Raw genomic sequence first — 23,270 nt, 5'->3', positions numbered from 1 at the left:
GCGCATATATTAAAGGTCATTCATGCAAAGAATACATCTTTTGTCACCGCGATTAGCAAACCAGATTGCCGCCGGTGAGGTGGTTGAACGTCCTGCATCTGTCGTGAAAGAGTTGTTGGAAAACAGCTTGGATGCCGGAGCCTCGCAGCTCGACATTGACGTTGAGCAAGGTGGCGTTAGGCGAATAAAGATTCGTGATAATGGTACTGGGATTGTTAAAGAAGATTTGTCATTGGCGCTAAGTCGACATGCGACCAGTAAAATCATCACATTAGATGATCTTGAGGCTGTGCGTACTTTGGGGTTTCGTGGTGAAGCCTTGGCGAGTATTAGTTCTGTTTCACGGATGCACCTTACGTCGCAGGCAGAAAACGAAGTAGAGGCATGGCGCGTTGAGGCAGAAGGGAAAGATATGGCGACGGCCATTCGCCCAGCATCGCATCCGCAGGGAACGACCATAGATGTAAGAGATTTGTTTTTCAACACGCCAGCGCGACGAAAATTCCTTCGAACCGAAAAAACCGAATTCGCCCATCTTGAAGAGGTGGTGAAGCGTTTGGCGCTCAGTCGCTACAAGACGGGTTTCAGGTTGAGTCATAATGGCAAGCAGGTGTATGACCTTCGTCCAGTGACCGACCAATTGCACGCGGAACATCGGCTGGCGACCTTGTTGGGTAAAAAGTTTATTGAAAACTCACTGACGCTGGATGTGGAGGCGGCAGGTCTTCGTTTGTGGGGGTGGATTGGGTTGCCAACCTTTTCTCGCTCTCAGGCCGATTTGCAGTATTTTTTCGTGAATGGGCGAGTTGTGAAGGATAAGTTGGTGGCTCACGCTGTTCGTCAAGCTTATCGCGATGTTTTATACAATGGCCGCCATCCGACTTTTGTTTTGTATCTTGAACTGGACCCTTCTACTGTTGATGTTAACGTCCATCCGACCAAACATGAAGTTCGTTTTCGTGATGGGCGATTGGTTCATGATTTCCTGTTTAGTCGAATTCATAAGGCCATTGCTGATGTGCGTCCTGAATCGGATGGAGCGCCAACGGGTATGCAAGACGCTGCTGCCAGTGAGCCTTCTTCATACGGGTCAAGTATGACAGAGCAATCTGCTTTGCCGTTATCGAATCGTCCTGCGGCTTCTGGTATGGAGTGGATGCAATCGAATTCTCCTTCGAGCTCTTTGGGTGCGTCAGAGGTGCGTGGTCAGCTAGATGGTATGCGTCGTCTGTCGGGTTTTGCTCAAGATTATGCGTCTAAAACAGAAGAGATTGATCCTGACACGGGTGAAATTAGAGAGGTTTCGCCTCCGAGTTCATTGGGAGGGACCGAAAATCCATTTGCGCGATCGGATGGCGATTATCAAGCGGTGCCGCCTTTGGGGTTTGCGGTGGCGCAATTGCATGGTGTCTATATTCTGTCTGAAAGTGAGCAGGGTTTAATACTGGTAGACATGCATGCGGCTCATGAGCGTATTGTGTATGAGCGGATGAAAACGGCGTTTTATCAAAAAAATATTGCGTCTCAGCCTTTGTTGGTGCCGATTAACGTTTCTGTCTCACAAAGTGAGGCGGATCTTGTTGAAGAAAGCGGTGATGTTTTTGAGACGTTCGGATTTCGTGTGGAAAGGACAGGCTTAGAAAGTGTGATGGTTCGTGAGGTTCCTATTATACTGATTCGTGGGGATGTTGAAGGTCTGGTTCGTGACGTTATTAGTGACTTATCAACAAATGGCGTGTCCGACTTAATGGAGTCGAGAGCGAATGAGCTTATGGCTTCTATGGCGTGTCATGGTGCGGTGAGAGCCAATCGCAAACTGACCATTGCTGAGATGAATAGCCTTCTTCGTGATATGGAAGTGACCGAGCGCAGTGGGCAGTGTAATCATGGTCGGCCTACTTGGGCGCATTTAAGTATGTCAGACCTAGATAAACTATTCTTAAGAGGGCGTTGAGGCATGACGAAACCACATGTTGTTTGTTTAATGGGGCCTACGGCTTCGGGGAAAACAGGGTTGGCTGTTGAGCTTGTGCAGCGCCATAATTTTGAAATTATTAGCGTGGACTCCGCTTTAGTTTATAAGGGAATGAACATTGGTACGGCTAAGCCTGATGCGCAGTTGCTTGCTAAAGCACCTCATCGACTGATCGATATTATTGACCCTTTGGAGTCGTATTCGGCTGCGGATTTTGTCTTGGATGCGGTTGAGCAATCGCAAGAGATTCTCGCTAAGGGGAAAACCCCCTTTTAGTGGGCGGTACTATGATGTATTTCAATGCGTTACAGAAGGGGTTGGCTGAAATGCCACAGGCTGACGCTGAGCTTCGGGCATTGATTGAGTCTGAGGCGGCTGAGAAGGGCTGGAATGCATTGCATGAGGAGTTGCAGAGGTTTGATCCCGATGCAGCGTCACGTATTCACCCTAATGATCCTCAGCGCCTTCAGCGTGCTATAGAGGTGTATCGTTTAACAGGAAAAACAATGACGCAGTATTGGGCTGAGCAAGACGCTGTTTCTTTGCCTTTCGATATGATCAATATGGCGGTGATGCCAAAGGAAAGAAGTGTCTTGCATGAGCGAATCGAGCAGCGTTTTTATGACATGATGGATCAGGGTTTTTTAGATGAGGTAGAAGGGTTGTACCGTCGCGGTGACTTGACAGGTGATATGCCTTCCATGCGTTGTGTTGGGTATCGACAATTGTGGCAATATTTAGACGGTGTTGATTTGCTGGAAGATGCTATCTTTAAAGGTGTGGTTGCTTCTCGTCAATTGGCGAAAAGGCAGCTTACTTGGTTGAGGGGATGGGACGATTTAATGATTTTTGATAGTTTGTCAAAAGATCTTGTGCCGGAGGCCTTGAATTACATAGAAAGCAGGATTATATAGGGGAAATAGATAAAAATTTGGTGTAGTATCTACAGTATTGTTTTATCAATATTTAATTTAATATTTTTTGCTTGTTTAAGGAGATCACCATGTCAAAAGGGCAATCATTACAAGACCCTTATCTGAATATTTTACGTAAAGAAAGAGTGCCAGTTTCTATCTTTCTTGTAAACGGAATTAAGCTTCAAGGTCAAATCGAATCATTCGATCAGTTTGTGATTCTATTGAAAAATACTGTTAGTCAGATGGTTTATAAACATGCCATTTCTACAGTTGTACCTTCCCGTACAATTCGCATCCCGTCTCCTGATCAGCCGGAAGATGACGCTGAATAGTTTGTCTGAATTGAGACGAACAGAGGAATACTAGATTGTTTTTTGAACGCCCTGATAGTGGTGAAATAGCGGTATTAGTTCATATAGATTTTAATGACCAGAGTGAATCTTATGGGCCTGAAGAATTTGTTGAGCTTGCTATTTCTGCTGGTGCGGATCCTGTAGCTGTTGTATCAGGGTCGCGTCAGCGTCCTGATGCTAGATACTTTATCGGTACTGGCAAACTTGCAGAAATAAAAGACATTGTTGATCGAGAAGAAGCCCAAGTGGTTCTTTTCGATCACGCTTTGTCTCCCTCCCAAGAACGTAACTTAGAAAGTGTTTTGCAGTGTCGAGTATTGGATCGTACAGGTCTGATATTGGATATATTTGCACAGCGCGCTCGTACACACGAAGGTAAGCTGCAAGTAGAGTTGGCTCAACTTCAGCATATGTCTACTCGATTAATCCGTGGTTGGACGCACTTAGAACGCCAAAAAGGTGGTATAGGTATGCGTGGTCCAGGTGAAACGCAGTTAGAGACGGACCGTCGTTTGCTTCGTGAACGTATCAAAGCCATTCAAAAACGATTGGCAAAAGTAGGATCTCAGCGAGATCAAAATCGTCGTTCTCGTGATAGATCTTCCGTCCCGACAGTGTCAATAGTTGGCTATACTAACGCAGGCAAGTCGACTCTATTCAATCGAGCGACTGGAGCGGAGGTGTACGCAGCGGATCAGTTGTTTGCAACGCTTGATCCAACATTGCGACGCTTAGATATTGAGCAAGTTGGTTCTGTTGTTTTGGCGGATACAGTTGGTTTTATTCGTCAACTGCCACACCGATTGATTAAGGCATTTCAGGCTACGTTAAAAGAATCTTCTGAAGCCGATTTGTTGTTGCATGTTGTTGATGCCGCTGATATTTCACGTGATGAGAATATGAAGCACGTGGATTCGGTGTTGGAAGAAATTGGAGCGAATGAGGTTCCAACTCTTAAAGTATTTAATAAAATTGATGCCTTGCCAACGTCGGAGCCTCGAATTGATCGTGATGCAGACGGGAACCCTTTGCGTGTTTGGTTGTCTGCTCGTGATGGTCAGGGAATTGATTTGCTTAAGCAGGCCATTGCTGAACTGTTGGCGGAAGATGTTTTTAATGAAACGCTTTGTTTATCAAACCAATATGGTCGTTTACGGGCTATGTTGTTTGAGCATGGGGCGGTTAAGTCGGAACACTTTGATGAAGTGGGGCGGTTTGTGCTCGATGTAAAGTTGCCTAAAAAAGATTATTTGCAGATTTTGGCTCGCGCAGGTATGTCTGAGGATCAGATTGAGGCTGTGTAGGCTGTCAGGATTATCATTAAAATAAAGTGGAGATGTAGTATGGCCTGGAATGAACCGGGTAATAACGACAATGACCCATGGAATCCAGATAAAAACCGTGAAAATGGTGCTGGACGCCCTGATGGGGGTCGTGAGAAAGAGACTAATAATGATCCGTGGGGGCGAAAAGCCGGCGGTCGTGATCAGAGTCCACCAGATTTGGATGAAGCCTTTCGTAAGTTGATGGACATGTTGGGAGTGAAAAAATCTCGCAAGTCTGGCGGCTCGAATGGCGGTGATTCTAATTTGCCTAGCAAATTTGGTGGTGGTCTGATTGCTGTTATTTTATTGGCTTTGATTGCGCTTTGGGCGGCTACGGGTGTTTATCAGGTGGATCAGCAAGAGCGCGGTGTTGTGCTTCGCTTGGGCAAATACCATTCTACCGTAATGCCGGGTCTTCATTGGAATCCACCGACGATTGATACCGTTAGTAAGGTAAATGTTACTAAGGTTCGCTCTCATGATCACAAAGCGCTGATGTTGACAGTGGATGATGCGATTGTCGAGGTGGGTGTATCTGTACAATATTCTGTTCAAGATCCAAAAGATTTCTTGTTGAATGTTCGTAACCCTGAGGAGTCTCTAGCTCAGGTCACAGAGAGTGCGCTTCGCCATGTTGTGGGTAGCTCTGAAATGGATCAGATTTTAACGGAAGGTCGTGAATTATTGGCGACAGAGGTTAAAGCGCGTATTCAGGATTACAGCAATGCCTACGGTACTGGCTTGCTGATTTCGAAAGTGAACGTTGAAAATACTCAAGCGCCGACTCAGGTTCAAGAGGCATTTGATGATGTTATTAAAGCGAAAGAGGATGAGTTGCGAGTGCGCAATGAGGCCGAATCTTACGCAAATGGCATTATTCCAGAAGCTCGCGGTCGTGCTCAGCGTATTAGAGAGGAAGCGGAAGCTTATCGTTCTGAGATTGTTGCTCGTGCCAGTGGTCAGGCGGATCGTTTTGATCGACTGTATCGTGAGTATACGAAAGCGCCAGACGTAACCCGTCGTCGTTTGTATATCGAGACGATGGAATCGGTTTATAAAGATGTGAATAAAGTTGTTGTTGATACGAAAGGTGGAAATAACATGATGTATTTGCCTTTAGATCAGCTGATGAAGCAACGAGCTGACTCGTCTAAAGGGGCTGGTGTTGTGAATTCTGGAAATATTGGGGCGTTGACTGATCAGGTTCTTGATGAGATTCGTAAGCGTCAAAGTGCAACCATCCGTAGAGAGGGCAGAAACTAATGAAAGGTTTTTCTTTTTCAGTTTTATTTGTTGTGCTTCTCGGTGCTTTGGTTGCCTCTCAGACACTTTTCGTTGTCAACGAAACAGAACGTGCTGTGGTGCTTAAGTTTGGTGAGATTGTTCAGGATGATGTAAAGCCTGGTATTCATTTCAAGCTGCCAATTATGAATGAAGTTAAAACATTTGATGCTCGAATTTTAACCATGGATTCGCGTCCTCAGCGTTATTTAACGTTAGAGAAAAAAGCGGTTGTGGTTGATTCGTACGTTAAGTGGAAGATCGATTCTGTTGCAAAATTTTACCAGGCAACGTCTGGTGATGAGTTTGTAGCGAACCGTGTATTATCTTCTCGTGTTGATACTGGACTGCGTAATAAGTTTGGTGAGCGTACGATGCATGAGGTGGTTTCTGGGGAGCGTGATCAGCTAATGACTGAGTTGCGTGACGACCTGAATAAAGTTGCTCAGAATGAACTTGGTATCTCTATCGTGGATATTCGAGTCAAGCGTATTGATCTACCGCCTGATGTAAGTGAATCTGTTTATCAGCGAATGAGAACAGAGCGTGAGCGTGAAGCGCGTGAGCATAGATCGAAAGGCTTGGAGCTGGCCGAAGGTATTCGTGCTGACGCTGACCGTCAGCAGGTTGTTCTAGAAGCAGAAGCGCAGCGAGACGCGGAGATGATTCGCGGTGATGGCGATGCAAAGGCAGCGGCGATTTACTCCAAAGTCTACAAGCAAGATCCTGAGTTCTACGAGTTCTACCGTAGCCTTCAGGCGTATCGTGAAAGCTTTAATGGAAGCAGCGATTTGTTTGTGCTTGAACCAGACAGTGAATTCTTCAAGTATTTGAACAGTTCTACAACTGGTAATGCTAAATAGAGTAGATAATCATCAATAATCGTACATGAGGCCTATTTGTTAAAATGGGAAACATGGTACTATTACGCAAACCGGGCCAGGCCCGGTTTTTTAATGGTCAAAATAAAGAGAATCTATGCAGGAATTGTTGCAGTCGCTGCTGGTTGGCGTCAGCCTTTTATTGATCGCAGAGGGAGTTTTGCCATTTCTTGTTCCAAATGTTTGGCGGGAAATTATGGTGAAAGCTATCGCTAGCTCGGATTTGAATTTGCGTATTCTGGGTGCGGTTAGTATGTTTCTTGGATTAATGCTTCTTTTGCTGACTCGAAGCTAAGAGGATAATTGAATGACATTAGCAGATCGCTGGTTACTTCCCGAAGGGGTTGATGAGGCGTTGCCTGAGCAGGCCGCTAAAATCGAGCACCTTAGAAGAACTCTGCTTAATCTCCATGAAAGTTGGGGATACCACTTAGTAATACCTCCTCTTTTAGAGTATTTAGACTCCCTTCTTACGGGAGCTGGCTCAGACCTAGAGATTGAAACATTCAAAGTTATTGACCAGTTATCAGGTCGACTCTTAGGTATTCGTGCCGATTTTACATCCCAAGTTGCTCGTATTGATGCTCATTGCCTTAAAGATGATGGCGTTCAACGTTTGAGTTATTGTGGCAGTGTTTTACGGACTATGCCTGCAGGTTTGGATGGTACTCGTAGCCCTATTCAGTTAGGTGCAGAAATTTATGGTCATGGTGGTGTTGAGAGTGATGTTGAGGTGTTGTCCTTGATGTTGCAAACGTTGTCCGCGGCAGGCTTGTCTAGTCTTGTTCTTGATCTTGGGCATGTTGATGTTGTGAGTGGTGTTCTTGCTGCGTGTGACCTAAATGCGGACCAAGAAGGTAAATTGATTGAGTTGTATAAGGCGAAAGACCTCCCAGAACTTGATCGTTACGTTGAAGAGCTTGCTTGTCTGACGGTCGCCCAAAGACAGTGGTTGGTTGGCTTACCCCGTTTGTGCGGTGGTAAGGAAGTATTGCAACAAGCGATGGAACTACTGGGCAATGTTAATGAATCTATCAAAGACGCGATTGTTTTATTGACGGAAATAAGCAGCAAGGTTGGCCAGCGTTTCCCTGGTGTTGGTTTGCACTTTGATCTGAGTGATTTGGTGTCTTATAGCTATCACACTGGTGTTGTTTTTGCGGCTTATGTTCCTGGTCACGGTAATGCGATTGCTCGTGGTGGGCGTTATAACAATATCGGGCAAGTGTTTGGTCGATCTCGTCCTGCAACGGGTTTTAGTACGGATGTGAAGGCTTTGGTGGCTTTGACTGATGTAACGGTTAATAAGCCAAAAACGGTTCTGTCGCCAGTTTGCTCAAGTGATGAGCTTTGGCAGAAAGCAAATTCCTTGCGTGCTGAGGGATATCGAGTGGTAGAGGTTTTGGATGACATTTACACTGGAGATGCTGATTTTAAGCTGGAATTTGTTTGTGAGACTTGGCAGTTGATGCCAGCTCAGAGCTAGACTTTTCTTTAAGAACTATCTAAATGAGACCTGAAATTATGGGTAAAAATGTTGTTATTCTAGGCACTCAATGGGGTGACGAAGGTAAAGGTAAGGTTGTTGATTTACTGACAGAAGACGTTGCTGCGGTAGTGCGTTTTCAAGGTGGTCACAATGCTGGCCACACTTTGGTTATCGATGGCAAGAAAACTGTCTTGCATTTGATTCCTTCTGGTATTTTGCGTGAAGGTGTTCAGTGTATCATTGGTAATGGTGTGGTGTTGTCACCTGCGGCTTTGAAAGCAGAGGTTCTTGAGCTTCTTGAGCAGGGCGTGCCAGCGGTTGACCGTCTTAAAATCAGTGCGGCTTGTCCTCTAATCCTTCCTTACCATATTGCTATTGACCAAGCTCGTGAGCTTGCGAAAGGCGAGAAAAAGATTGGTACTACTGGTCGTGGTATTGGGCCTGCCTATGAAGATAAAGTGGCTCGTCGAGCAATTCGTGTTGGCGACTTGTTGGACTCTGAGCGCTTTGCAGCAAAATTAAAAGAAGTGTTGGAGTACTACAACTTTGTACTGACTCAGTATCATAAAGTTGAGCCTATCTCGTTTGATGATGTCTATGCTGCTGGTTTGGAAATGGCTGAGTTCTTGCGTCCAATGGTGGCTGACACCATTACTTTGTTGCATGATTTGCGCAAAGCGGGTGCGAACATTATGTTTGAAGGTGCTCAAGGGTCGTTGTTGGACGTGGATCACGGTACTTACCCGTATGTGACGTCTTCAAATACGACGGCTGGTGGTGCTCCTGCTGGTACAGGTTTTGGCCCGTTGTACTTGGATTATGTGTTGGGCATTACCAAAGCGTATACCACTCGCGTTGGTTCAGGTCCTTTCCCTACCGAGCTTTTTGATGAGGATGGTGAGCGTTTAGGTCGCCGCGGACATGAGTTTGGTGCCACTACTGGGCGTTCTCGTCGTTGTGGTTGGTTTGATGCGGTTGCTTTGCGCCACGCTGTTCAAATCAACTCTGTATCTGGTATGTGTTTGACCAAGCTTGATGTTTTGGATGGTTCTTCTGTTATTAAAGTATGTGTTTCATACGCTGATGCAGAGGGTAACCCAGTTGCTGGTTCTTTGGTGGACAGTGAGGGTTATGAGCAGGCTAAGCCGGTTTATGTTGAGTTACCTGGCTGGACTGAATCGACTGTTGGGGCGCCTAATTTTGAAGCGCTGCCTAAAAATGCCCAAGACTACATCCGCTTCTTGGAAGAGCAAGTGGGTGTCCCTATTGATATTATTTCGACGGGTCCTGATCGCAACGAGACAATTGTCTTACGTGACCCGTTCAAGCAATAAGTTAATTGGTACTGTTTGTTTTTCAAAAGCCGCTTTTAGCGGCTTTTTTTGTTTATATTACAGGTTAAGTTCACCATATTAGTATTCTTTGTAAATAGAGTGAAAAGAGGGGGCTGCGTTTGAAGAGGGCTAGGGTAATATTTACAATTGAATTTATAGCAACGTGGTTGCTGTCTGAATAATGGAAATCAAGAGGGAATATTTATGGTTAAGTTGTTGCTTGCTGATGATGATGCTCGTTTGTCTGATCTAATTAAAGAGTACTTTGATGGTGAGGGTTATGATGTTACTCATGCTTGGAATGGTAGAGAAGCGTTAGAGCTGATGGCTGCAGATATGCCAGATATTGTGATTCTTGATGTGATGATGCCGGAATTGGATGGCTTTGAAACGCTAAAGCAGATCCGTAATAAAAGTGCTGTTCCAGTGATTATGTTGACGGCCAAGGGGGATGATATTGATCGCATTCTTGGTTTGGAGATGGGAGCGGATGACTACTTATCTAAACCATTTAACCCTCGTGAGTTGTTGGCTCGTATAAAGGCTATTTTGCGAAGAGCAAGTCAAGAGCGTGAAGATGATCCAACGGCGGATATTGAGCTGTCTGGTGTGTTGTTGCGTCGAAAAGATAGAACGGTCTATCTTGAAGGTGAATTGGTTGAGTTGACGACGTCTGAATACACACTGCTTGAGTGTATGTTGATGGTGCCGGGGCAGGTTTTGACCAAGCAGGAACTGTCTGAGAAGGCGTTGGGTCGTAAATTGACTATGTATGATCGAAGTCTGGATATGCACATTAGTAACTTGCGTAAAAAAATTGGTAATTTAGACAATGGTGATCCTCGCATTAAAACGGTACGAGGTGTTGGCTATATATTTGTGTCAAATGAGCAGGGTGCTTAGCTTTTCATGAAAAATACTTTTCTGCGTGTGTTTTTGGTGGTGTTGCTGTCCAATATTGTTGTCGTCAGTATTGGATTGGGAATGGTTCAATTTATCCAAAAACGCAATCAGGTGTCGGCTGATGTGCTGGGCGATGTTGGTGTTCAGTTGGTGGCTGGTTATGAAAAGTTTGGTGTTGCTTCGTTAAAGGAAGAGGCAAAGAAGGCCGAGAAGCGCTTATCTGGGACGATTTATCTTTATCAGGAAAATGGTCGTCCTCTATTGAATCCATTGCCTCGTAACTTTAGGGAGCAAAACGCACCGAGTGTTTCAGGTCGTCCTGCGGCTGATTTTTTGCACAGTCAGTTTATTCAGGTGATTGGCGGCAACAATATCCAATATTTGCTGATTTTTAAGCCAAATCCAGAAATTAATTCGCTAGCTCCTGAAGTTGTGGTGGGGTTTTCGTTATTGGGTTTATTGGTGTCCAGCGGAGTCTTGGCTTATTGGTTGTTGGGTCCTTTACTTAAGTTGCAGCGTGCTGCGCGCTCTTTTGGGCAGGGTGATATGTCTGCTCGAGTTGAGAATAAACTTGCTCGCCGCAGTGATGCGGTAGGTAAGCTGGCTCGTGAGTTTAATGAGATGGCGGTTCGTATTGAGACTTTATTATCATCGAAAGAGCGTTTGATGCGAGATGTTTCCCATGAGCTGAGAACGCCGCTGGCAAGAATTGAGGTGGCTCTAACAATCGCAGAAGACAAGTATGCGATCGAGTCCCAAAAGGGCTATCTGTGCCGAATTCGTACGGAATTGCATGAGCTTGATGAGCTGATTGGTCAGGTGCTTACTTTGAGTCGTTTGGAGGCTGCGTCACTGATCAAAGAAGAGATGGATCTTCAGGAGTGGTTGGGTGACATCGTGGATGATGTGAGTTTTGAGAGTCAGCTAAAAGGGATCTCTGTGACTAAGTTGGGTCGTGTACCAAAAACTATTTTAGGTGACCCGCTTCAATTAAGGCACGCCATTGAAAATGTGCTGCGTAACGCCTGTTTCTACGCGGGCAGTGGTGGTGTTATTGAAGTTGAAACTCAAGAAAAGTCGGGTATGGCTTATATTTATGTACGAGACAACGGTCCAGGCGTGTCGGACGATAAGCTGGAAAAGATCTTTCATGCTTTTTATCGATCCTCCGAGGCTCGTGAGGCAAACAGTGGCGGATTTGGTGTCGGGCTCACCATTTCTCAGCGTATAATTCGAGCTCATAAGGGGCAAATAACGGCACGAAATCGTGATGGTGGCGGCTTGGAGGTGTGTTTTCAATTGCCTGTCGCTTAATGGCAAAAGTGATCTTCTCGATAAACCACTTGTCATTGTCTTGTTACCTAAGTAGTATGCGCATCGCAAGTTGGCCAGGCAGTCGCCGCTCAATTTATTGGGGGGAGGAAAGTCCGGGCTTCGCAGGGTAAAGTGCCAGGTAACGCCTGGGGGCGTGAGCCTACGGAAAGTGCAGCAGAAAATACACCGCCTAAGCAGTTTACTGCCGGTAAGGTTGAAATGGTGCGGTAAGAGCGCACCGCGCGACTGGCAACAGTTCGTGGCAAGGTAAACCCCACTTGAAGCAAGACCAAATAGGAACTCTTTGGCGTGACCCGCGCTGAGTTCGGGTAGGTTGCTAAAGACGTGCAGTGATGTACGTATTAGATGAATGACTGTCCACGACAGAACCCGGCTTATCGGCCAACTTGCACATTTTCATTTCTAGTTACTCTTCTGGTTTTCGAAAATACCACTCCTTGGTATGTATTTCTTTTTCTTATCTTATAAATGTTTTGTCTAAATGTCCTTTTAGCGTTAGGGGATGTTTGGCTGCTTTTTCGTTGTTTTGCTTCTCTCTTTTTCTGGTTTTTATCTCCTTTACAAAATCATTGCATCTATTTTTGCCTATTTGGTTGGATTTTTTTTACTCTTTTTCATAAATAGTGTTAAATTGTGGGATAAAGTGTCGATAAGTGGGATATGGAAATGTTTCGTGGGATTCATCAGGTAAGTGTCGATGTGAAGGGGCGAATGTCGCTCCCTGCACGCTTACGCGATGATCTTGCCCAATATGATGACGATGGCGTTGTTGTGACCATTGATCCTGTTTCTCGATGTTTGTTGCTGTATCCCTTGTCTGAATGGGAGTTGATTCAACAGAAATTGGATAAGTTGCCTACTTTCCAGCCTCAAGCACGCCGTCTTCAGCGTCTTTTGGTGGGGCATGCAACGGATTTAGAAGTGGATAAAGCGGGACGGATTTTACTGCCTGCTCCTCTGCGTGAATTTGCTCGATTAGACAAAAAAATAACGATCCTTGGCCAAGGTAAAAAGTTAGAGATTTGGAGCCAAGAAGAGTGGGAAGCACAGCGTGAAGATTACTTGTCTCAAGATGCTCTTGAGGACTTACAAACTGAAACCATGATGGATATTTCTTTATGACAAAGACGATGGCAGAACACATTAGCGTCATGCTTAATGAGTCCGTCGATATGCTGGTTACTGATACCAACGGCCTTTATGTTGATGGGACGTTTGGTCGAGGAGGGCATACTCGTTTGGTTTTGGATCGACTTGATCAAGGGCGGTTGCTTGGTTTTGATAAAGACCCGGTCGCTATTGGTCATGGTCGAGCGTTAGAACAAGAAGACAGTCGTTTTTCTATTGTGCAAGACAGCTTTGCGAATATGTCTGAACATATATCTGCCGTCTTTGGTGTAGATAAAGTGGACGGTGTGATGATGGATTTGGGTGTTTCATCCCCCAAATTGATGATGCGGAACGCGGCTTTAGTTTTATGAATGACGGCCCCCTCGATATGCGGATGAACCCAGATCAAGGGCTAAGTGCAGCACAATGGATTGCGACCGTAAGTGAAAAAGACATGGCGGATGTGATGTACCAATACGGAGAAGAACGGTTTTCTCGTCGTATTGCAAAAGCTATCTGCGAATATCGAGCTCATACCCCCATCCTTACAACTCTCCAGCTGTCTAAAATTGTCGCAGAGGCAAATCCCGCTTGGGAGAAAGGCAAGAACCCAGCAACACGCGCATTTCAGGGTATTCGAATTCATATTAATAATGAATTGGGTGATTTGGAAGTTGGCCTTGATGCCGCGGCAGAAGCGTTGAAAGTGGGTGGTCGTTTGGCGGTTATTAGTTTTCATTCACTTGAAGATCGTATTGTTAAACGCTTTATGAAGTTGAAAGCGAAGGGGCCTGAGTTGCCAAGACATTTGCCCATTCAGAACGCGCATTTGGATATCAAGTTCAAAACGGTAGGTAAGGCCATCAAGCCATCAAAATCGGAAGTCAGTGAGAACGTTCGCTCTCGTAGTGCTGTATTGCGTGTTTTGGAGCGAGTGAGTGATTAAGTTTCGCTTTTCGCCGTTACTGTTTGCTATCGGCGTTTTGCTTTTGTCGATGGTGTCTGTCGGCGTGGTTATTCAAGTATATGATTTTAGGAAAGATTTTTCCTATCTGCAGACATTGAAACAAGATGAAGTGGATTACGAAGTAAAATGGGGGCAGCTGCTTTTGGAACAAAGTGCGCTCACCCAGCCTAGTCGTTTAGAGCAAGCGGCTATTAAAGATTTAAACATGCATGCACCCTCTCAGGATGAATTGATAATAGTGAAGCCATGAATATTGAAAATAGTGTTCACACCCCAGGAAAATGGCGCTTTAGGTTTGTATATGGCATTGCTTTGTTGCTGTTTCTTGTCGCAGGTGGTCGTCTGTTTTATTTGACGGTCGTAGATAAGGCTTTTTTGCAAAATCAAGGCGAAATTCGTGCCGTTCGAACGGAGTCCATTCCCGCGACAAGAGGGATGATTTTGGATCGTCGGGGTGAGCCTCTTGCTGTTAGCACGCCAACCTGGACGATTATTGCGAACCCCAAAGCGTTGTGGAAAATGCCGGTTGATCCTTCATCAAATATGGGGCCTGAGCAAGAGATCAAACGCTTAGCGGAAGTGATGGGGGTGGGTCGAGCTTGGTTGCAAGAGAAGTTTGAGGCCAATAAAACGCGTTCCTTCATGTATCTAAGACGTCAAATCCCACCTCATGAAGCGGATGCTATCATGGCGGCGGATGTGGTGGGCGTCAGTAAAACGAAAGAGTATAAGCGCTTTTACCCAGCAGGAGAGGTGGCTTCTCATGTGGTTGGGTTTACAAATATTGATGATAAAGGTCAAGAGGGAATAGAGCTTGCCTATGACCAAGCACTAGAAGGTCAACCTGGCCGTCGAAGCTATGTGAAAGACCTGTCCGGTAATATTATTCGTGGTGTGGGGGTCGAAGAGGCTGAGCATCCTGGTGAAAACATTGAGTTGAGTATTGATCTTAGGTTGCAATATTTAGCTTATCGAGAGTTAAAAGCTGCTGTGACAGAGCATCGTGCTACCTCGGCTTCTGCGGTTATATTGGATGTGAAAACAGGTGAGATTTTAGCGATGGTGAACCAGCCATCCTACAACCCAAATGATCGTTCGAAACTGGAATATGAAGAGTTGCGAAATCGTGCTGTCATCGATTTATTTGAGCCTGGTTCTACCATGAAGCCTTTCACTATATCGGCGGCTTTAATGTCAGGTCAGTACAGTACTGAAACGACAATCGATACGTCGCCGGGGTATTTGCGATTTGGTCGTTTTACCATTCGTGATGCGGCTAATTACGGTGTCATTGATTTTGAAAAATTGCTGATTAAGTCAAGTAACGTGGGCGCTTCTAAAGTTGCCCTGTCCCTGCCCCAAGATGCGGTCTGGAATATGGACTACGAACTGGGTATTGGTTCACCCGTCGGTATTGGTTTTCCCGGCGAAGCATCTGGCGTTCTTCCTTCTCATCCTAAATGGCACCCATCAGAAATTGCGACCTTGTCGTATGGCTATGGGTTGTCTGTGTCGACGTTGCAGTTGGCTCAAGCTTACATGACATTGGCAAATGGAGGCTACCGAGTACCTGTTACCATCTTTAAGCAGGACGTTCCGGCGGATGGAAAGCAAGTTATACCTCATAAAATTGCTCAAGATGTTGTGAAAATGATGGAATCTGTTGTGCAGAAAGGTTCTGGTAAAGCGGCGAAAATTCCAGGTTATCGGGTTGCTGGAAAGACAGGTACTGTGCATAAAGTGGGCACCAAAGGGTATGAATATGATCAATATATCGCTCTTTTTGCTGGGGTTGCGCCTGCATCAAACCCAAGATTGGCTATGGTGGTGATGATTAATGACCCTAAAGGGAGAGAGTATTATGGTGGCGAAGTGGCGGCTCCGGTATTTTCTCGCGTGATGGAGGGTGCATTGACTACCTTGAATATATATCCCGATCTACCGGAAGGTCTGCGAGAAGTTCGCTTAGAACCTAAGAAAGTTCCTTACCAAGTTGTACAAGGTGGTTAGATGGGGCAATTAACACATACGCAATTGCTTAATTTGGCGGGTTATCCTTCACAGGGTAATCCGCATTCTGCTTTATATAGCCGACTCGAAACCGACAGCCGAAAGGTTGATGCTAGCAGTGTTTTTTGCTTTGCCTGGCGTTTCTTCAAATGGTTGGGACTATTTGGACGCGGTGGTGGCGCTTGGCTGTAAGGTTGCGGTCGTTCCTGCTGAATTAAACTTGACGCGTCAGGACATTGATCTTGTGGCAGTGGCTGATCCAGCAATGCTGTTGGTGGATTGCCTGCATCAATATTTTGGTGCAATGCCTCAGAAAATGGTGGCGGTGACAGGTACCAATGGTAAGTCTTCTATTTGTTTTTATATTGCTCAATTAGCCAAATATGTTGGTTTTAATAGTGGCTTAGTGGGTACGTTTGGCGTTGGTTCGCTGGGAGCGTTGTCGGAAGCGAAACAAACCACACCGGATCTGTTGTCAATGCACAATACGTTAATGTCTCTTGCTGAGTCAGGTGTGAATTTTGTGGCTTTTGAGGCGTCATCTCATGCGCTGGATCAGGGGCGAATTGTCGGTGTGCCATTTCAAACGGCGGTATTCTCGAATCTTTCTCGTGACCATCTAGATTATCATGGAGACATGGTGTCTTATGCTGCAGCAAAACAGCGATTGTTTGCGTTTGACAGTTTATCTCATTCTGTTTTTTGCCTTGATGATGAATATGCTGGCTTTATGGCTGAAGCGGCTGTTGGTTCAGAGTGTCATTATTATAGCGAGCAAAACAGCCAGGCTGATTTTTATGTGAAAGGGCTGACATTTGAGCCATCGGGTTGTCGTTTTACTTTATGTCACCCAGATGGTGAGAGCGATGTTTTTTTACCTTTGCTAGGGCGCTTCAACGTGCAAAATGCGTTGGCGGCGCTGGCGAGTCTTTGGCATGACGTAACCGATAAAGATACGTTGATTACCGGCTTGTCTATGTTGCGCGGGGCGCCAGGAAGAATGGACAAGGTGCAGTTGTCAGAGGCGCCACTGGTGGTGGTGGATTATGCCCATACTCCAGATGCTTTAAAAGTCGCACTGCAGGCACTAAAGGAGCATTCTCATGGTCGACTTATTTGTGTATTTGGCTGTGGTGGTGATAGGGATCGAGGTAAGCGACCATTGATGATGGAAGCGGCCATGCAATATGCCGATTATGTTTGGCTGACGTCTGATAATCCGCGAACTGAGTCGATCGATCAAATATTCTCGGACGTTTTGTCTGAGACAAAATCTGGTGACTCATACAGTTTTGAGCCAGATCGTCGAAAGGCTATTCGCTATGCTGTTGCATCTGCAAGTGTTAATGATGTGATTCTAATCGCTGGAAAAGGGCATGAATCTTATCAGGATATTCAGGGTGTGAAGCATCATTTTGATGACAAAGAAGAGGCGTTGAAAGCGGTGGAAGCGTATGTTGATTAAGCTGACGTTATCGGATGTTGCAAAAGCCTGTGGTGGTGAGTTGTTTGGACCTGATCGTGTATTAGAGTCTGTGGTGACTGATACTAGAAAAGTAGTTGCCGGGGCGCTCTTTGTTGCTATAAAAGGCGACCGCTTCGATGGTCACGATTATGTCTCTCAAGCGATGCGAAATGGTGCTGTTGCTGCGGTAGTGAGCCGCGATGTTGATTCGTCCAATTACATCAAGGTTGCCGATACCGTTTTGGCTTATGGTGCGATTGCTCGCTTGGTAAGAGAGGCATTTAAAGGGCCTGTTGTATGTATTACCGGCAGTAATGGTAAAACAACCGTAAAAGATTGGCTGGCTCAATCACTTGATGACAGAAATGTGTTAAAAACACGCGCCAATTTGAACAATCAAGTGGGTGTGCCGCAAACGCTTCTTGAATTAGAGAGTGTTTATGATGTGGCAGTAATCGAGGCTGGAACCAGTTTTACTGGCGAAATACCTTTGCTTGCCAACGTGGCATTTCCGGATATTGTGATATTGACCAACGCAAGCGGTAGTCACTTTGAAGGACTTGGTGGGCTTGAGGCCATTGCGCAAGAAAAAGGTGGGTTGATTTCAGGATCGGCTCCCAACGCCAGTATTGTGTTGAATGCAGATGATCAATATTTTTCATATTGGTGCGGCTTGGCTTCTGGTCGCAAAGTGTATTCTTTTGGCTTTTCGAGTGCGGCTGATCTTTACGCGTCTGAGGTTGAATTGGATGCCGAATTCAGTAAAGCGGTGTTTCATTATGGCGGGCATTCATTGCCAGTCGTAATTGCTGGTGCCGGGAAGCATCAAATTGCCAATGGCATGGCGGTTGTATTGGCTATGCTGCTAATGGGGATTGGTTTTAAACGAGCGACTGATAAATTAGCCGCGCCCGTCTTGGTGTCAGGTAGATTGGAACGATTAACATCAAAAAATGGCGCTCTGCTAATTAATGATTGTTACAATGCTAGCCCAAAATCGGTTGAAGCCGCTATTGATGTTCTGTCTATGCAGCCTGCTAATGAAACCTGGTTGGTTTTGGGTGCGCTGGGCGAACTTGGCTCTCAACGAGATGCGATACATCATGGATTGGGTGTGTATGCAAAAAACAAAGGAATTTCGCATTTGATTTGTGTCGGTCCTATAGCGGGTATTGCGGGTGAAGCGTTTAAAGAGTTGGGTGGTAACGCTATTTTTTGTAATACCCATGAGGAGGCGGCAACGGTGGTTCGTCCTCTTGATAAAAAACACGCCATTTTAGTGAAAGGCTCCCGCTCCGCTAAAATGGAAAACGTCATTGAAGCATTAATTAATTAGGATAATCCTTAACAATGTTACTTCTGCTAACGGCTTATTTAAGTAAGTACCATACTTTTTTCTCAGTATTTAATTACTTGTCTCTACGTGCCATCTTGGGTGTTCTTACTGCGTTGGCTATTTCTTTACTGATTGGCAATAAGGTGATTTTGTTATTGCAGCGTTTGCAAATTGGCCAAGCTGTTCGAAATGATGGTCCTCAGTCGCATTTATCAAAAGCGGGAACGCCAACCATGGGTGGTGCGCTGATTATCTTTTCCATTTCAGTAAGTACGCTTCTTTGGGGGATTTGCGCAATCAGTATGTTTGGGTTGTGCTTTTGGTGATGTTGGCATTCGGTGTGGTCGGCTGGGTTGATGACTACCGAAAAGTAGTTGAAAAAAATCCACGTGGCCTTCCTGGTCGTTGGAAATATTTCTGGCAGAGTATATTTGGCTTGGCGGCAGCTGTGTATTTGTATTACACCGCCAGTACGCCAGCTGAAACCGCGCTAATTGTTCCTTTGTTTAAAGATGTGGCCATTCCTTTGGGGGCATTTTTTATTGTGCTTACCTATTTTGTTATCGTTGGAACCAGTAATGCGGTTAATTTGACGGATGGTTTGGATGGATTGGCAATTCTACCGACTGTGTTGGTGGGTGGTGCATTGGGCGTTTTTGCCTATTTGACCGGTAATGTTCGCTTTGCAGATTATCTGTTGATTCCGTATGTGCATGGTTCTGGTGAGTTGTTGGTGTTTTGTGCCGCATTGGCTGGCGCCGGTTTGGGGTTCTTGTGGTTTAACACGTACCCAGCCCAAATATTTATGGGTGATGTGGGCTCTTTGGCATTAGGTGCCGCCTTAGGTACGATTGCTGTTATCGTTCGTCAGGAATTGGTGTTGTTCATTATGGGCGGTGTTTTTGTAATGGAAACCGTTTCCGTTATCTTGCAAGTTGCGTCTTATAAATTGACGAAACGAAGAATATTTAGGATGGCTCCGATTCACCATCATTTCGAATTAAAGGGGTGGGCTGAGCCAAAAGTTATTGTGCGGTTTTGGATCATTACCGTTTGTCTTGTTCTTGTTGGTTTTGCTACGTTAAAAGTACGTTAGGAGTGTTAAATGTCGTTGATCGGGTCAGATCGGGTTAGAGCCGTTGTCGGCTTGGGGGCGACAGGCTTGTCTTGCGTACGCTTTTTGGCAAGCAAAGGGATCGAGTTTTATGTGGTTGATTCTCGTGAGAATCCTCCGGGATTGGAGCAAGCCAAAGGGTTTTGTTCGGAGGATCGGATTTTTACTGGCGACCTAGCGGTGCTGGAAACACTGGGCGTGACGGAGCTGTTTGTTAGCCCAGGTATTGCCCTTCGAACGCCTGTGTTAGAGCGTTTGGCTGCGCGTGGCGTTACTATGCGTGGTGATATTGATTTGTTTTGTGACTACGTCGATGCTCCGTTCGTGGCTATTACTGGTTCGAATGCCAAAAGTACCGTGACGACGTTGGTGGCGATGTTGCTTCAAGCATGCGGTAAAGATGCCAAAGCGGGTGGCAATTTAGGGCTTCCAGCGTTGGATTTGCTTTCTCCTAATACTGATTTTTATGTGCTTGAGCTGTCGAGCTTTCAGCTTGAGACAACTCATGCCCTACAGGCTGATCTTGCCTGTCTTCTTAATGTTTCTGAAGATCATATGGATCGTTACAAAGATCTTTATGAATATCAACGAGCCAAACAAAAAGTCTATCGAGGCTGTAAGGCGGCCGTCTGCAACAAACAGGATATTTTGACAGCACCTTTGTTAGCGGAAGGTGTGCCAGTTCGTGCCTTCACTACGAAGAGTCCAGATCTGAAGGAGTATGGCATGCTCAAGGACAGTGATGGTGCTTGGTTGTGTCGTGGTGTTGAAAGACTGTATCACACGTCTCAAATTGCTTTGAAAGGTTCTCATAATCACGCGAATGTCTTGGCGGCTTTGGCCATGATTGAGTTGCTGGGCATGGATGTGAAATCGGCTGGCGTGGAAAAAGTGTTGCTGGAATTTGGCGGTTTGCCTCATCGCTGCGAAACAGTACGAACGCTAAATGGTGTGACTTACATTAACGATTCCAAAGGAACCAATGTTGGCGCAACGCTGGCGGCTCTTCAGGGGTTGGGGTCGGCTTCGGCGAAGAACATTGTGCTTATTGCTGGTGGAGAAGGAAAAGGCGCGGATTTCAGTGCTCTTACCAAGCCTGTGAGTGATTTGGTGCGTATTGTCTATCTCTTTGGTAAGGACGCGGATCGTATTGCGGACGTATTAACCTCGGATACGGAAGTTAGGCGTTTTGATACGCTTGATCAGATCGTGGTAAGTGTTGCTGAAGACGCTAGAGATGGTGACATTGTGTTGTTTTCTCCTGCCTGCGCAAGCTTAGATATGTATAAAAATTATGAGGTGCGAGGTCAGCACTTCGCTGATTTGGTTTCTGCTTTATGACATGGCTGTCGCTGTTTGATCGAGTTTCTTTAAAAGAGTTTGCTCAAGTAGACGCTATTTTTGTTGCTTCAGTTGTGTCGATTCTAGCGCTTGGAATGGTGATGGTTTCAAGTGCTTCTATTTCCATTTCCGAGACAATTCATGGTCACCCTTATTTCTTTATGGGACGTCAGGTACTTTATCTTGTTTTGGGTTTGGTGTTTGGTTGGGTGCTGCTGTCATTACCCACCCAGCAGCTGCAAAAATGGGGCATCCTGATGATGGGGTTGTCTCTTATGTTGCTGATATTTGTATTGCTACCGGGTATCGGTAAGAGTGTGAATGGTAGTCGACGTTGGATTAATTTGGTGGTGTTTAACCTTCAGGCTTCAGAAGTGGCTAAAGTCTGTATGGTGGTTTATATCTCTGGCTATTTAGTCCGCCGTGCTGATCGCCTTCGTCAAGGCTGGATTGGGTTTATATTGCCGCTTTGTTTGTGTGGTGTGTTTCTACTTTTTCTACTTTTAGAGCCCGATTTCGGGGCGTCTGTTGTGCTGCTTGGTACGGTAATGGCGCTGCTCTTTTTAGGTGGTGCGCCGCTTTACCAGTTTCTTGCTCTTATGGGGATGGCTGTGCTTGTTTTGGCCGGTGTGGCGGTTTCTGAAAGTTATCGGATGAAGCGTTTGATGAACTTTATTGACCCTTGGGCTGATCCTTTTAATGAAGGGTATCAGCTGAGTCAGGCCTTGATTGCATATGGTAGAGGGGAATGGTTTGGGTTGGGGTTAGGTAATAGTGTGCAAAAGCTTTCTTATCTTCCTGAGGCGCACACGGATTTTGTTTTTTCTATTTGGGTGGAAGAAACAGGTATGGTGGGCGGCGTTTTTTTGATTTTTCTGTTTGCTCTGATGGTGAGTCGCGCGTTCAAAATTGGTCATAAAGCCATGGCGCTGTCCAGGCCTTTTGCCGCCTATATGTGCTTCGGCTTTTCTATTCTGATTTTGGCTCAAGTCATTATTAATATTGGCGTAAATACCGGTTTCTTGCCGACTAAAGGGTTAACGTTACCATTGATTAGTTATGGTGGAAGTAGCTTGATTATTACATTGGGAAGTTTGTTTGTGGTTGCCCGAGTGGATATTGAGAACAGACGAATTGAACAATCCCACAGAACAGAGAAAGGCGTTGCTGCGAAAGAGAGTACGGCATGAGTAGTATAAAAAAAGTCATTATTATGGCTGGCGGAACCGGTGGCCACATCTATCCGGCATTGGCTTGTGCACAGAGCTTTAAAGATAAGGGGTTGGATGTTCAGTGGCTCGGCTCCAAAGGGGGAATGGAAGAATCGCTGGTGGCAAAGCACAATATTGTCTTGCATTCGTTGTCTATCAAAGGCGTCAGAGGGAAAGGGTTGACTGGACTTTTGGCGGCACCGTTTAGAATATTGCACGCAATTGGCCAAGCGGTCGCGGTGTTGCAAAAAATTAAGCCTGATGTTGTTTTGGGGATGGGCGGCTTTGTTGCCGGTCCTGGTGGTGTGGCAGCTCGCCTTTTGGGTATTCCTCTAGTTATTCATGAGCAAAACGCAGTTGCGGGAACCACTAACAGGTTACTTGCGAAGGTGGCCAGCGCAAAGCTTCAGGCGTTTGATGGGGCCTTGCCAAATGCTGTCAGTGTAGGGAATCCTGTTCGACGTGATATTTTGAAACAGACTGTCAGGGATTCGAGAAAAGACAGTGCAAGACCATTGCGATTGTTGGTGGTTGGCGGAAGTTTAGGGGCTAAGGCGATTAATGATGTACTGCCCCAAGTTTTAGCCGCGTGGCCTTTTGCTCAGCGATTGGATGTTTGGCATCAAACTGGCGTGCGCAATTATGAATCGGTGGTATCACTCTTAACGGGACCTTGTGGTGTGTCGAACGTGGCGATGATCATGCGACGTTGCGCGTCTTCGTCGTCGCCGCAAACCGCCGCTCTACGCTAGTGGCCTTCTTGTTTGCAGATATCGCCACACCATAATGGGACTTTTGACCATAATAATAAGCGTGGTAGCCGACGGATTTAGGGATGTCGTGAGGAAAGGCATCGTCGTGCACTTTTCTTCTTGTAGCCAATCATCCGGTGCGTGTTTTTCGACTAAGGCTTCGATTTGATG

General features: G+C 45.7%; 19 protein-coding genes, 1 other RNA gene and 3 pseudogenes. 22 read left to right on the top strand and 1 reads right to left on the bottom strand.

Features of this window, described 5'->3' with window-relative positions; all coding sequences use genetic code 11:
- Positions 1-22: 22 nt before the first annotated feature.
- The 22 genes and pseudogenes from mutL to N5P32_RS05970 all read left to right on the top strand — a co-directional run bounded on the left by mutL (position 23) and on the right by N5P32_RS05970 (position 23,099).
- Entirely contained in the window at positions 23-1,954 is a 1,932-nt protein-coding gene (mutL, locus tag N5P32_RS06075) for a DNA mismatch repair endonuclease MutL (protein ID WP_265728223.1), read from the top strand.
- Between the two features lie 3 nt (positions 1,955-1,957).
- A pseudogene (gene miaA / locus N5P32_RS06070) lies at positions 1,958-2,889 on the top strand (tRNA (adenosine(37)-N6)-dimethylallyltransferase MiaA).
- Between the two features lie 89 nt (positions 2,890-2,978).
- Entirely contained in the window at positions 2,979-3,224 is a 246-nt protein-coding gene (gene hfq, locus N5P32_RS06065; protein WP_012070321.1) for an RNA chaperone Hfq, read from the top strand.
- A 35-nt stretch (positions 3,225-3,259) separates the two neighbouring features.
- Complete coding sequence (gene hflX / locus N5P32_RS06060; protein ID WP_265728222.1) at positions 3,260-4,549, top strand: ribosome rescue GTPase HflX; 1,290 nt, start codon at positions 3,260-3,262, stop codon at positions 4,547-4,549.
- Positions 4,550-4,588: 39 nt separating this feature from the next.
- Positions 4,589-5,833 carry an FtsH protease activity modulator HflK gene (gene hflK / locus N5P32_RS06055; protein ID WP_265728221.1) on the top strand — a complete coding sequence of 415 codons (1,245 nt, stop codon included), beginning with the start codon at positions 4,589-4,591 and terminating at the stop codon, positions 5,831-5,833.
- The gene (gene hflC, locus N5P32_RS06050) at positions 5,833-6,714 is read left to right on the top strand and encodes a protease modulator HflC (RefSeq protein WP_265728220.1); all 882 of its coding nucleotides are present in this window, start codon (positions 5,833-5,835) and stop codon (positions 6,712-6,714) included. The genes hflK and hflC overlap by 1 nt, the downstream gene beginning before the upstream one ends.
- Before the next feature lie 115 nt (positions 6,715-6,829).
- Complete coding sequence (locus N5P32_RS06045) at positions 6,830-7,027, top strand: DUF2065 domain-containing protein (RefSeq protein WP_114411119.1); 198 nt, start codon at positions 6,830-6,832, stop codon at positions 7,025-7,027.
- A 12-nt stretch (positions 7,028-7,039) separates the two neighbouring features.
- Entirely contained in the window at positions 7,040-8,218 is a 1,179-nt protein-coding gene (locus N5P32_RS06040) for an ATP phosphoribosyltransferase regulatory subunit (protein WP_265728219.1), read from the top strand.
- Positions 8,219-8,256: 38 nt separating this feature from the next.
- Positions 8,257-9,555 (top strand): adenylosuccinate synthase, encoded by a 1,299-nt coding sequence (locus tag N5P32_RS06035; protein ID WP_265728234.1) that lies wholly within the window; start codon positions 8,257-8,259, stop codon positions 9,553-9,555.
- A gap of 204 nt (positions 9,556-9,759) precedes the next feature.
- A complete protein-coding gene (locus tag N5P32_RS06030; RefSeq protein WP_265728218.1) occupies positions 9,760-10,458 on the top strand; it encodes a response regulator transcription factor in 699 nt (232 codons plus the stop codon).
- 6 nt (positions 10,459-10,464) lie between these two features.
- Positions 10,465-11,772, top strand: coding sequence for a HAMP domain-containing sensor histidine kinase (locus tag N5P32_RS06025; RefSeq protein WP_265728217.1), 1,308 nt, complete (start codon positions 10,465-10,467; stop codon positions 11,770-11,772).
- A 66-nt stretch (positions 11,773-11,838) separates the two neighbouring features.
- An RNA gene (gene rnpB / locus N5P32_RS06020) (RNase P RNA component class A) lies at positions 11,839-12,186 on the top strand.
- A gap of 273 nt (positions 12,187-12,459) precedes the next feature.
- Positions 12,460-12,915, top strand: a complete 456-nt coding sequence (mraZ, locus tag N5P32_RS06015; protein WP_265728233.1) for a division/cell wall cluster transcriptional repressor MraZ — start codon at positions 12,460-12,462, stop codon at positions 12,913-12,915.
- A pseudogene (rsmH, locus tag N5P32_RS06010) lies at positions 12,912-13,849 on the top strand (16S rRNA (cytosine(1402)-N(4))-methyltransferase RsmH). Before mraZ ends, rsmH begins: the two are co-directional and overlap by 4 nt.
- On the top strand, positions 13,842-14,120 hold the full coding sequence (gene ftsL, locus N5P32_RS06005) for a cell division protein FtsL (RefSeq protein ID WP_265728216.1): 279 nt from the start codon (positions 13,842-13,844) through the stop codon (positions 14,118-14,120). The pseudogene rsmH and the gene ftsL overlap by 8 nt, the downstream one beginning before the upstream one ends.
- A complete protein-coding gene (locus N5P32_RS06000) occupies positions 14,117-15,880 on the top strand; it encodes a peptidoglycan D,D-transpeptidase FtsI family protein (RefSeq protein ID WP_265728215.1) in 1,764 nt (587 codons plus the stop codon). The genes ftsL and N5P32_RS06000 overlap by 4 nt, the downstream gene beginning before the upstream one ends.
- A gap of 109 nt (positions 15,881-15,989) precedes the next feature.
- A complete protein-coding gene (locus N5P32_RS05995) occupies positions 15,990-17,345 on the top strand; it encodes a UDP-N-acetylmuramoyl-L-alanyl-D-glutamate--2,6-diaminopimelate ligase (RefSeq protein ID WP_265728214.1) in 1,356 nt (451 codons plus the stop codon).
- A complete protein-coding gene (locus N5P32_RS05990; RefSeq protein WP_265728213.1) occupies positions 17,335-18,681 on the top strand; it encodes a UDP-N-acetylmuramoyl-tripeptide--D-alanyl-D-alanine ligase in 1,347 nt (448 codons plus the stop codon). Before N5P32_RS05995 ends, N5P32_RS05990 begins: the two co-directional genes overlap by 11 nt.
- 14 nt (positions 18,682-18,695) lie before the next feature.
- Positions 18,696-19,777, top strand: a pseudogene (gene mraY, locus N5P32_RS05985) (phospho-N-acetylmuramoyl-pentapeptide-transferase).
- 9 nt (positions 19,778-19,786) lie between these two features.
- Positions 19,787-21,136 carry a UDP-N-acetylmuramoyl-L-alanine--D-glutamate ligase gene (murD, locus tag N5P32_RS05980; RefSeq protein WP_265728212.1) on the top strand — a complete coding sequence of 450 codons (1,350 nt, stop codon included), beginning with the start codon at positions 19,787-19,789 and terminating at the stop codon, positions 21,134-21,136.
- Positions 21,133-22,326, top strand: coding sequence for a putative lipid II flippase FtsW (gene ftsW, locus N5P32_RS05975; RefSeq protein ID WP_265728211.1), 1,194 nt, complete (start codon positions 21,133-21,135; stop codon positions 22,324-22,326). The genes murD and ftsW overlap by 4 nt, the downstream gene beginning before the upstream one ends.
- Positions 22,323-23,099 carry a UDP-N-acetylglucosamine--N-acetylmuramyl-(pentapeptide) pyrophosphoryl-undecaprenol N-acetylglucosamine transferase gene (locus tag N5P32_RS05970; protein WP_265728210.1) on the top strand — a complete coding sequence of 259 codons (777 nt, stop codon included), beginning with the start codon at positions 22,323-22,325 and terminating at the stop codon, positions 23,097-23,099. Before ftsW ends, N5P32_RS05970 begins: the two co-directional genes overlap by 4 nt.
- On the opposite strand, the gene N5P32_RS05965 is transcribed toward N5P32_RS05970, so the two are convergent.
- A partial coding sequence (locus tag N5P32_RS05965) for a hypothetical protein (protein WP_265728209.1) occupies positions 23,091-23,270 on the bottom strand: 180 nt, incomplete at its 5' end. The two genes, N5P32_RS05970 and N5P32_RS05965, sit on opposite strands and share 9 nt — an antisense overlap.

Source organism: Marinomonas pontica (genome assembly GCF_026191375.1).
Lineage (GTDB): Bacteria > Pseudomonadota > Gammaproteobacteria > Pseudomonadales > Marinomonadaceae > Marinomonas > Marinomonas pontica.
This window is presented reverse-complemented; position numbering and strand designations above follow the sequence as displayed.

What these genes read in the sequence shown, in the direction of transcription:
- N5P32_RS06035 (WP_265728234.1), top strand. Translation starts at nt 8,257, where the DNA reads ATGGGTAAAAATGTTGTTATTCTAGGCACTCAATGGGGTGACGAAGGT.
- hfq (WP_012070321.1), top strand. Translation starts at nt 2,979, where the DNA reads ATGTCAAAAGGGCAATCATTACAAGACCCTTATCTGAATATTTTACGT.
- N5P32_RS05970 (WP_265728210.1), top strand. Translation starts at nt 22,323, where the DNA reads ATGAGTAGTATAAAAAAAGTCATTATTATGGCTGGCGGAACCGGTGGC.
- mraZ (WP_265728233.1), top strand. Translation starts at nt 12,460, where the DNA reads ATGTTTCGTGGGATTCATCAGGTAAGTGTCGATGTGAAGGGGCGAATG.
- N5P32_RS06025 (WP_265728217.1), top strand. Translation starts at nt 10,465, where the DNA reads ATGAAAAATACTTTTCTGCGTGTGTTTTTGGTGGTGTTGCTGTCCAAT.
- N5P32_RS06030 (WP_265728218.1), top strand. Translation starts at nt 9,760, where the DNA reads ATGGTTAAGTTGTTGCTTGCTGATGATGATGCTCGTTTGTCTGATCTA.
- hflK (WP_265728221.1), top strand. Translation starts at nt 4,589, where the DNA reads ATGGCCTGGAATGAACCGGGTAATAACGACAATGACCCATGGAATCCA.
- N5P32_RS06040 (WP_265728219.1), top strand. Translation starts at nt 7,040, where the DNA reads ATGACATTAGCAGATCGCTGGTTACTTCCCGAAGGGGTTGATGAGGCG.
- N5P32_RS05990 (WP_265728213.1), top strand. Translation starts at nt 17,335, where the DNA reads ATGTTGATTAAGCTGACGTTATCGGATGTTGCAAAAGCCTGTGGTGGT.
- N5P32_RS06000 (WP_265728215.1), top strand. Translation starts at nt 14,117, where the DNA reads ATGAATATTGAAAATAGTGTTCACACCCCAGGAAAATGGCGCTTTAGG.
- ftsW (WP_265728211.1), top strand. Translation starts at nt 21,133, where the DNA reads ATGACATGGCTGTCGCTGTTTGATCGAGTTTCTTTAAAAGAGTTTGCT.
- N5P32_RS06045 (WP_114411119.1), top strand. Translation starts at nt 6,830, where the DNA reads ATGCAGGAATTGTTGCAGTCGCTGCTGGTTGGCGTCAGCCTTTTATTG.
- mutL (WP_265728223.1), top strand. Translation starts at nt 23, where the DNA reads ATGCAAAGAATACATCTTTTGTCACCGCGATTAGCAAACCAGATTGCC.
- murD (WP_265728212.1), top strand. Translation starts at nt 19,787, where the DNA reads ATGTCGTTGATCGGGTCAGATCGGGTTAGAGCCGTTGTCGGCTTGGGG.
- hflC (WP_265728220.1), top strand. Translation starts at nt 5,833, where the DNA reads ATGAAAGGTTTTTCTTTTTCAGTTTTATTTGTTGTGCTTCTCGGTGCT.
- N5P32_RS05995 (WP_265728214.1), top strand. Translation starts at nt 15,990, where the DNA reads ATGCTAGCAGTGTTTTTTGCTTTGCCTGGCGTTTCTTCAAATGGTTGG.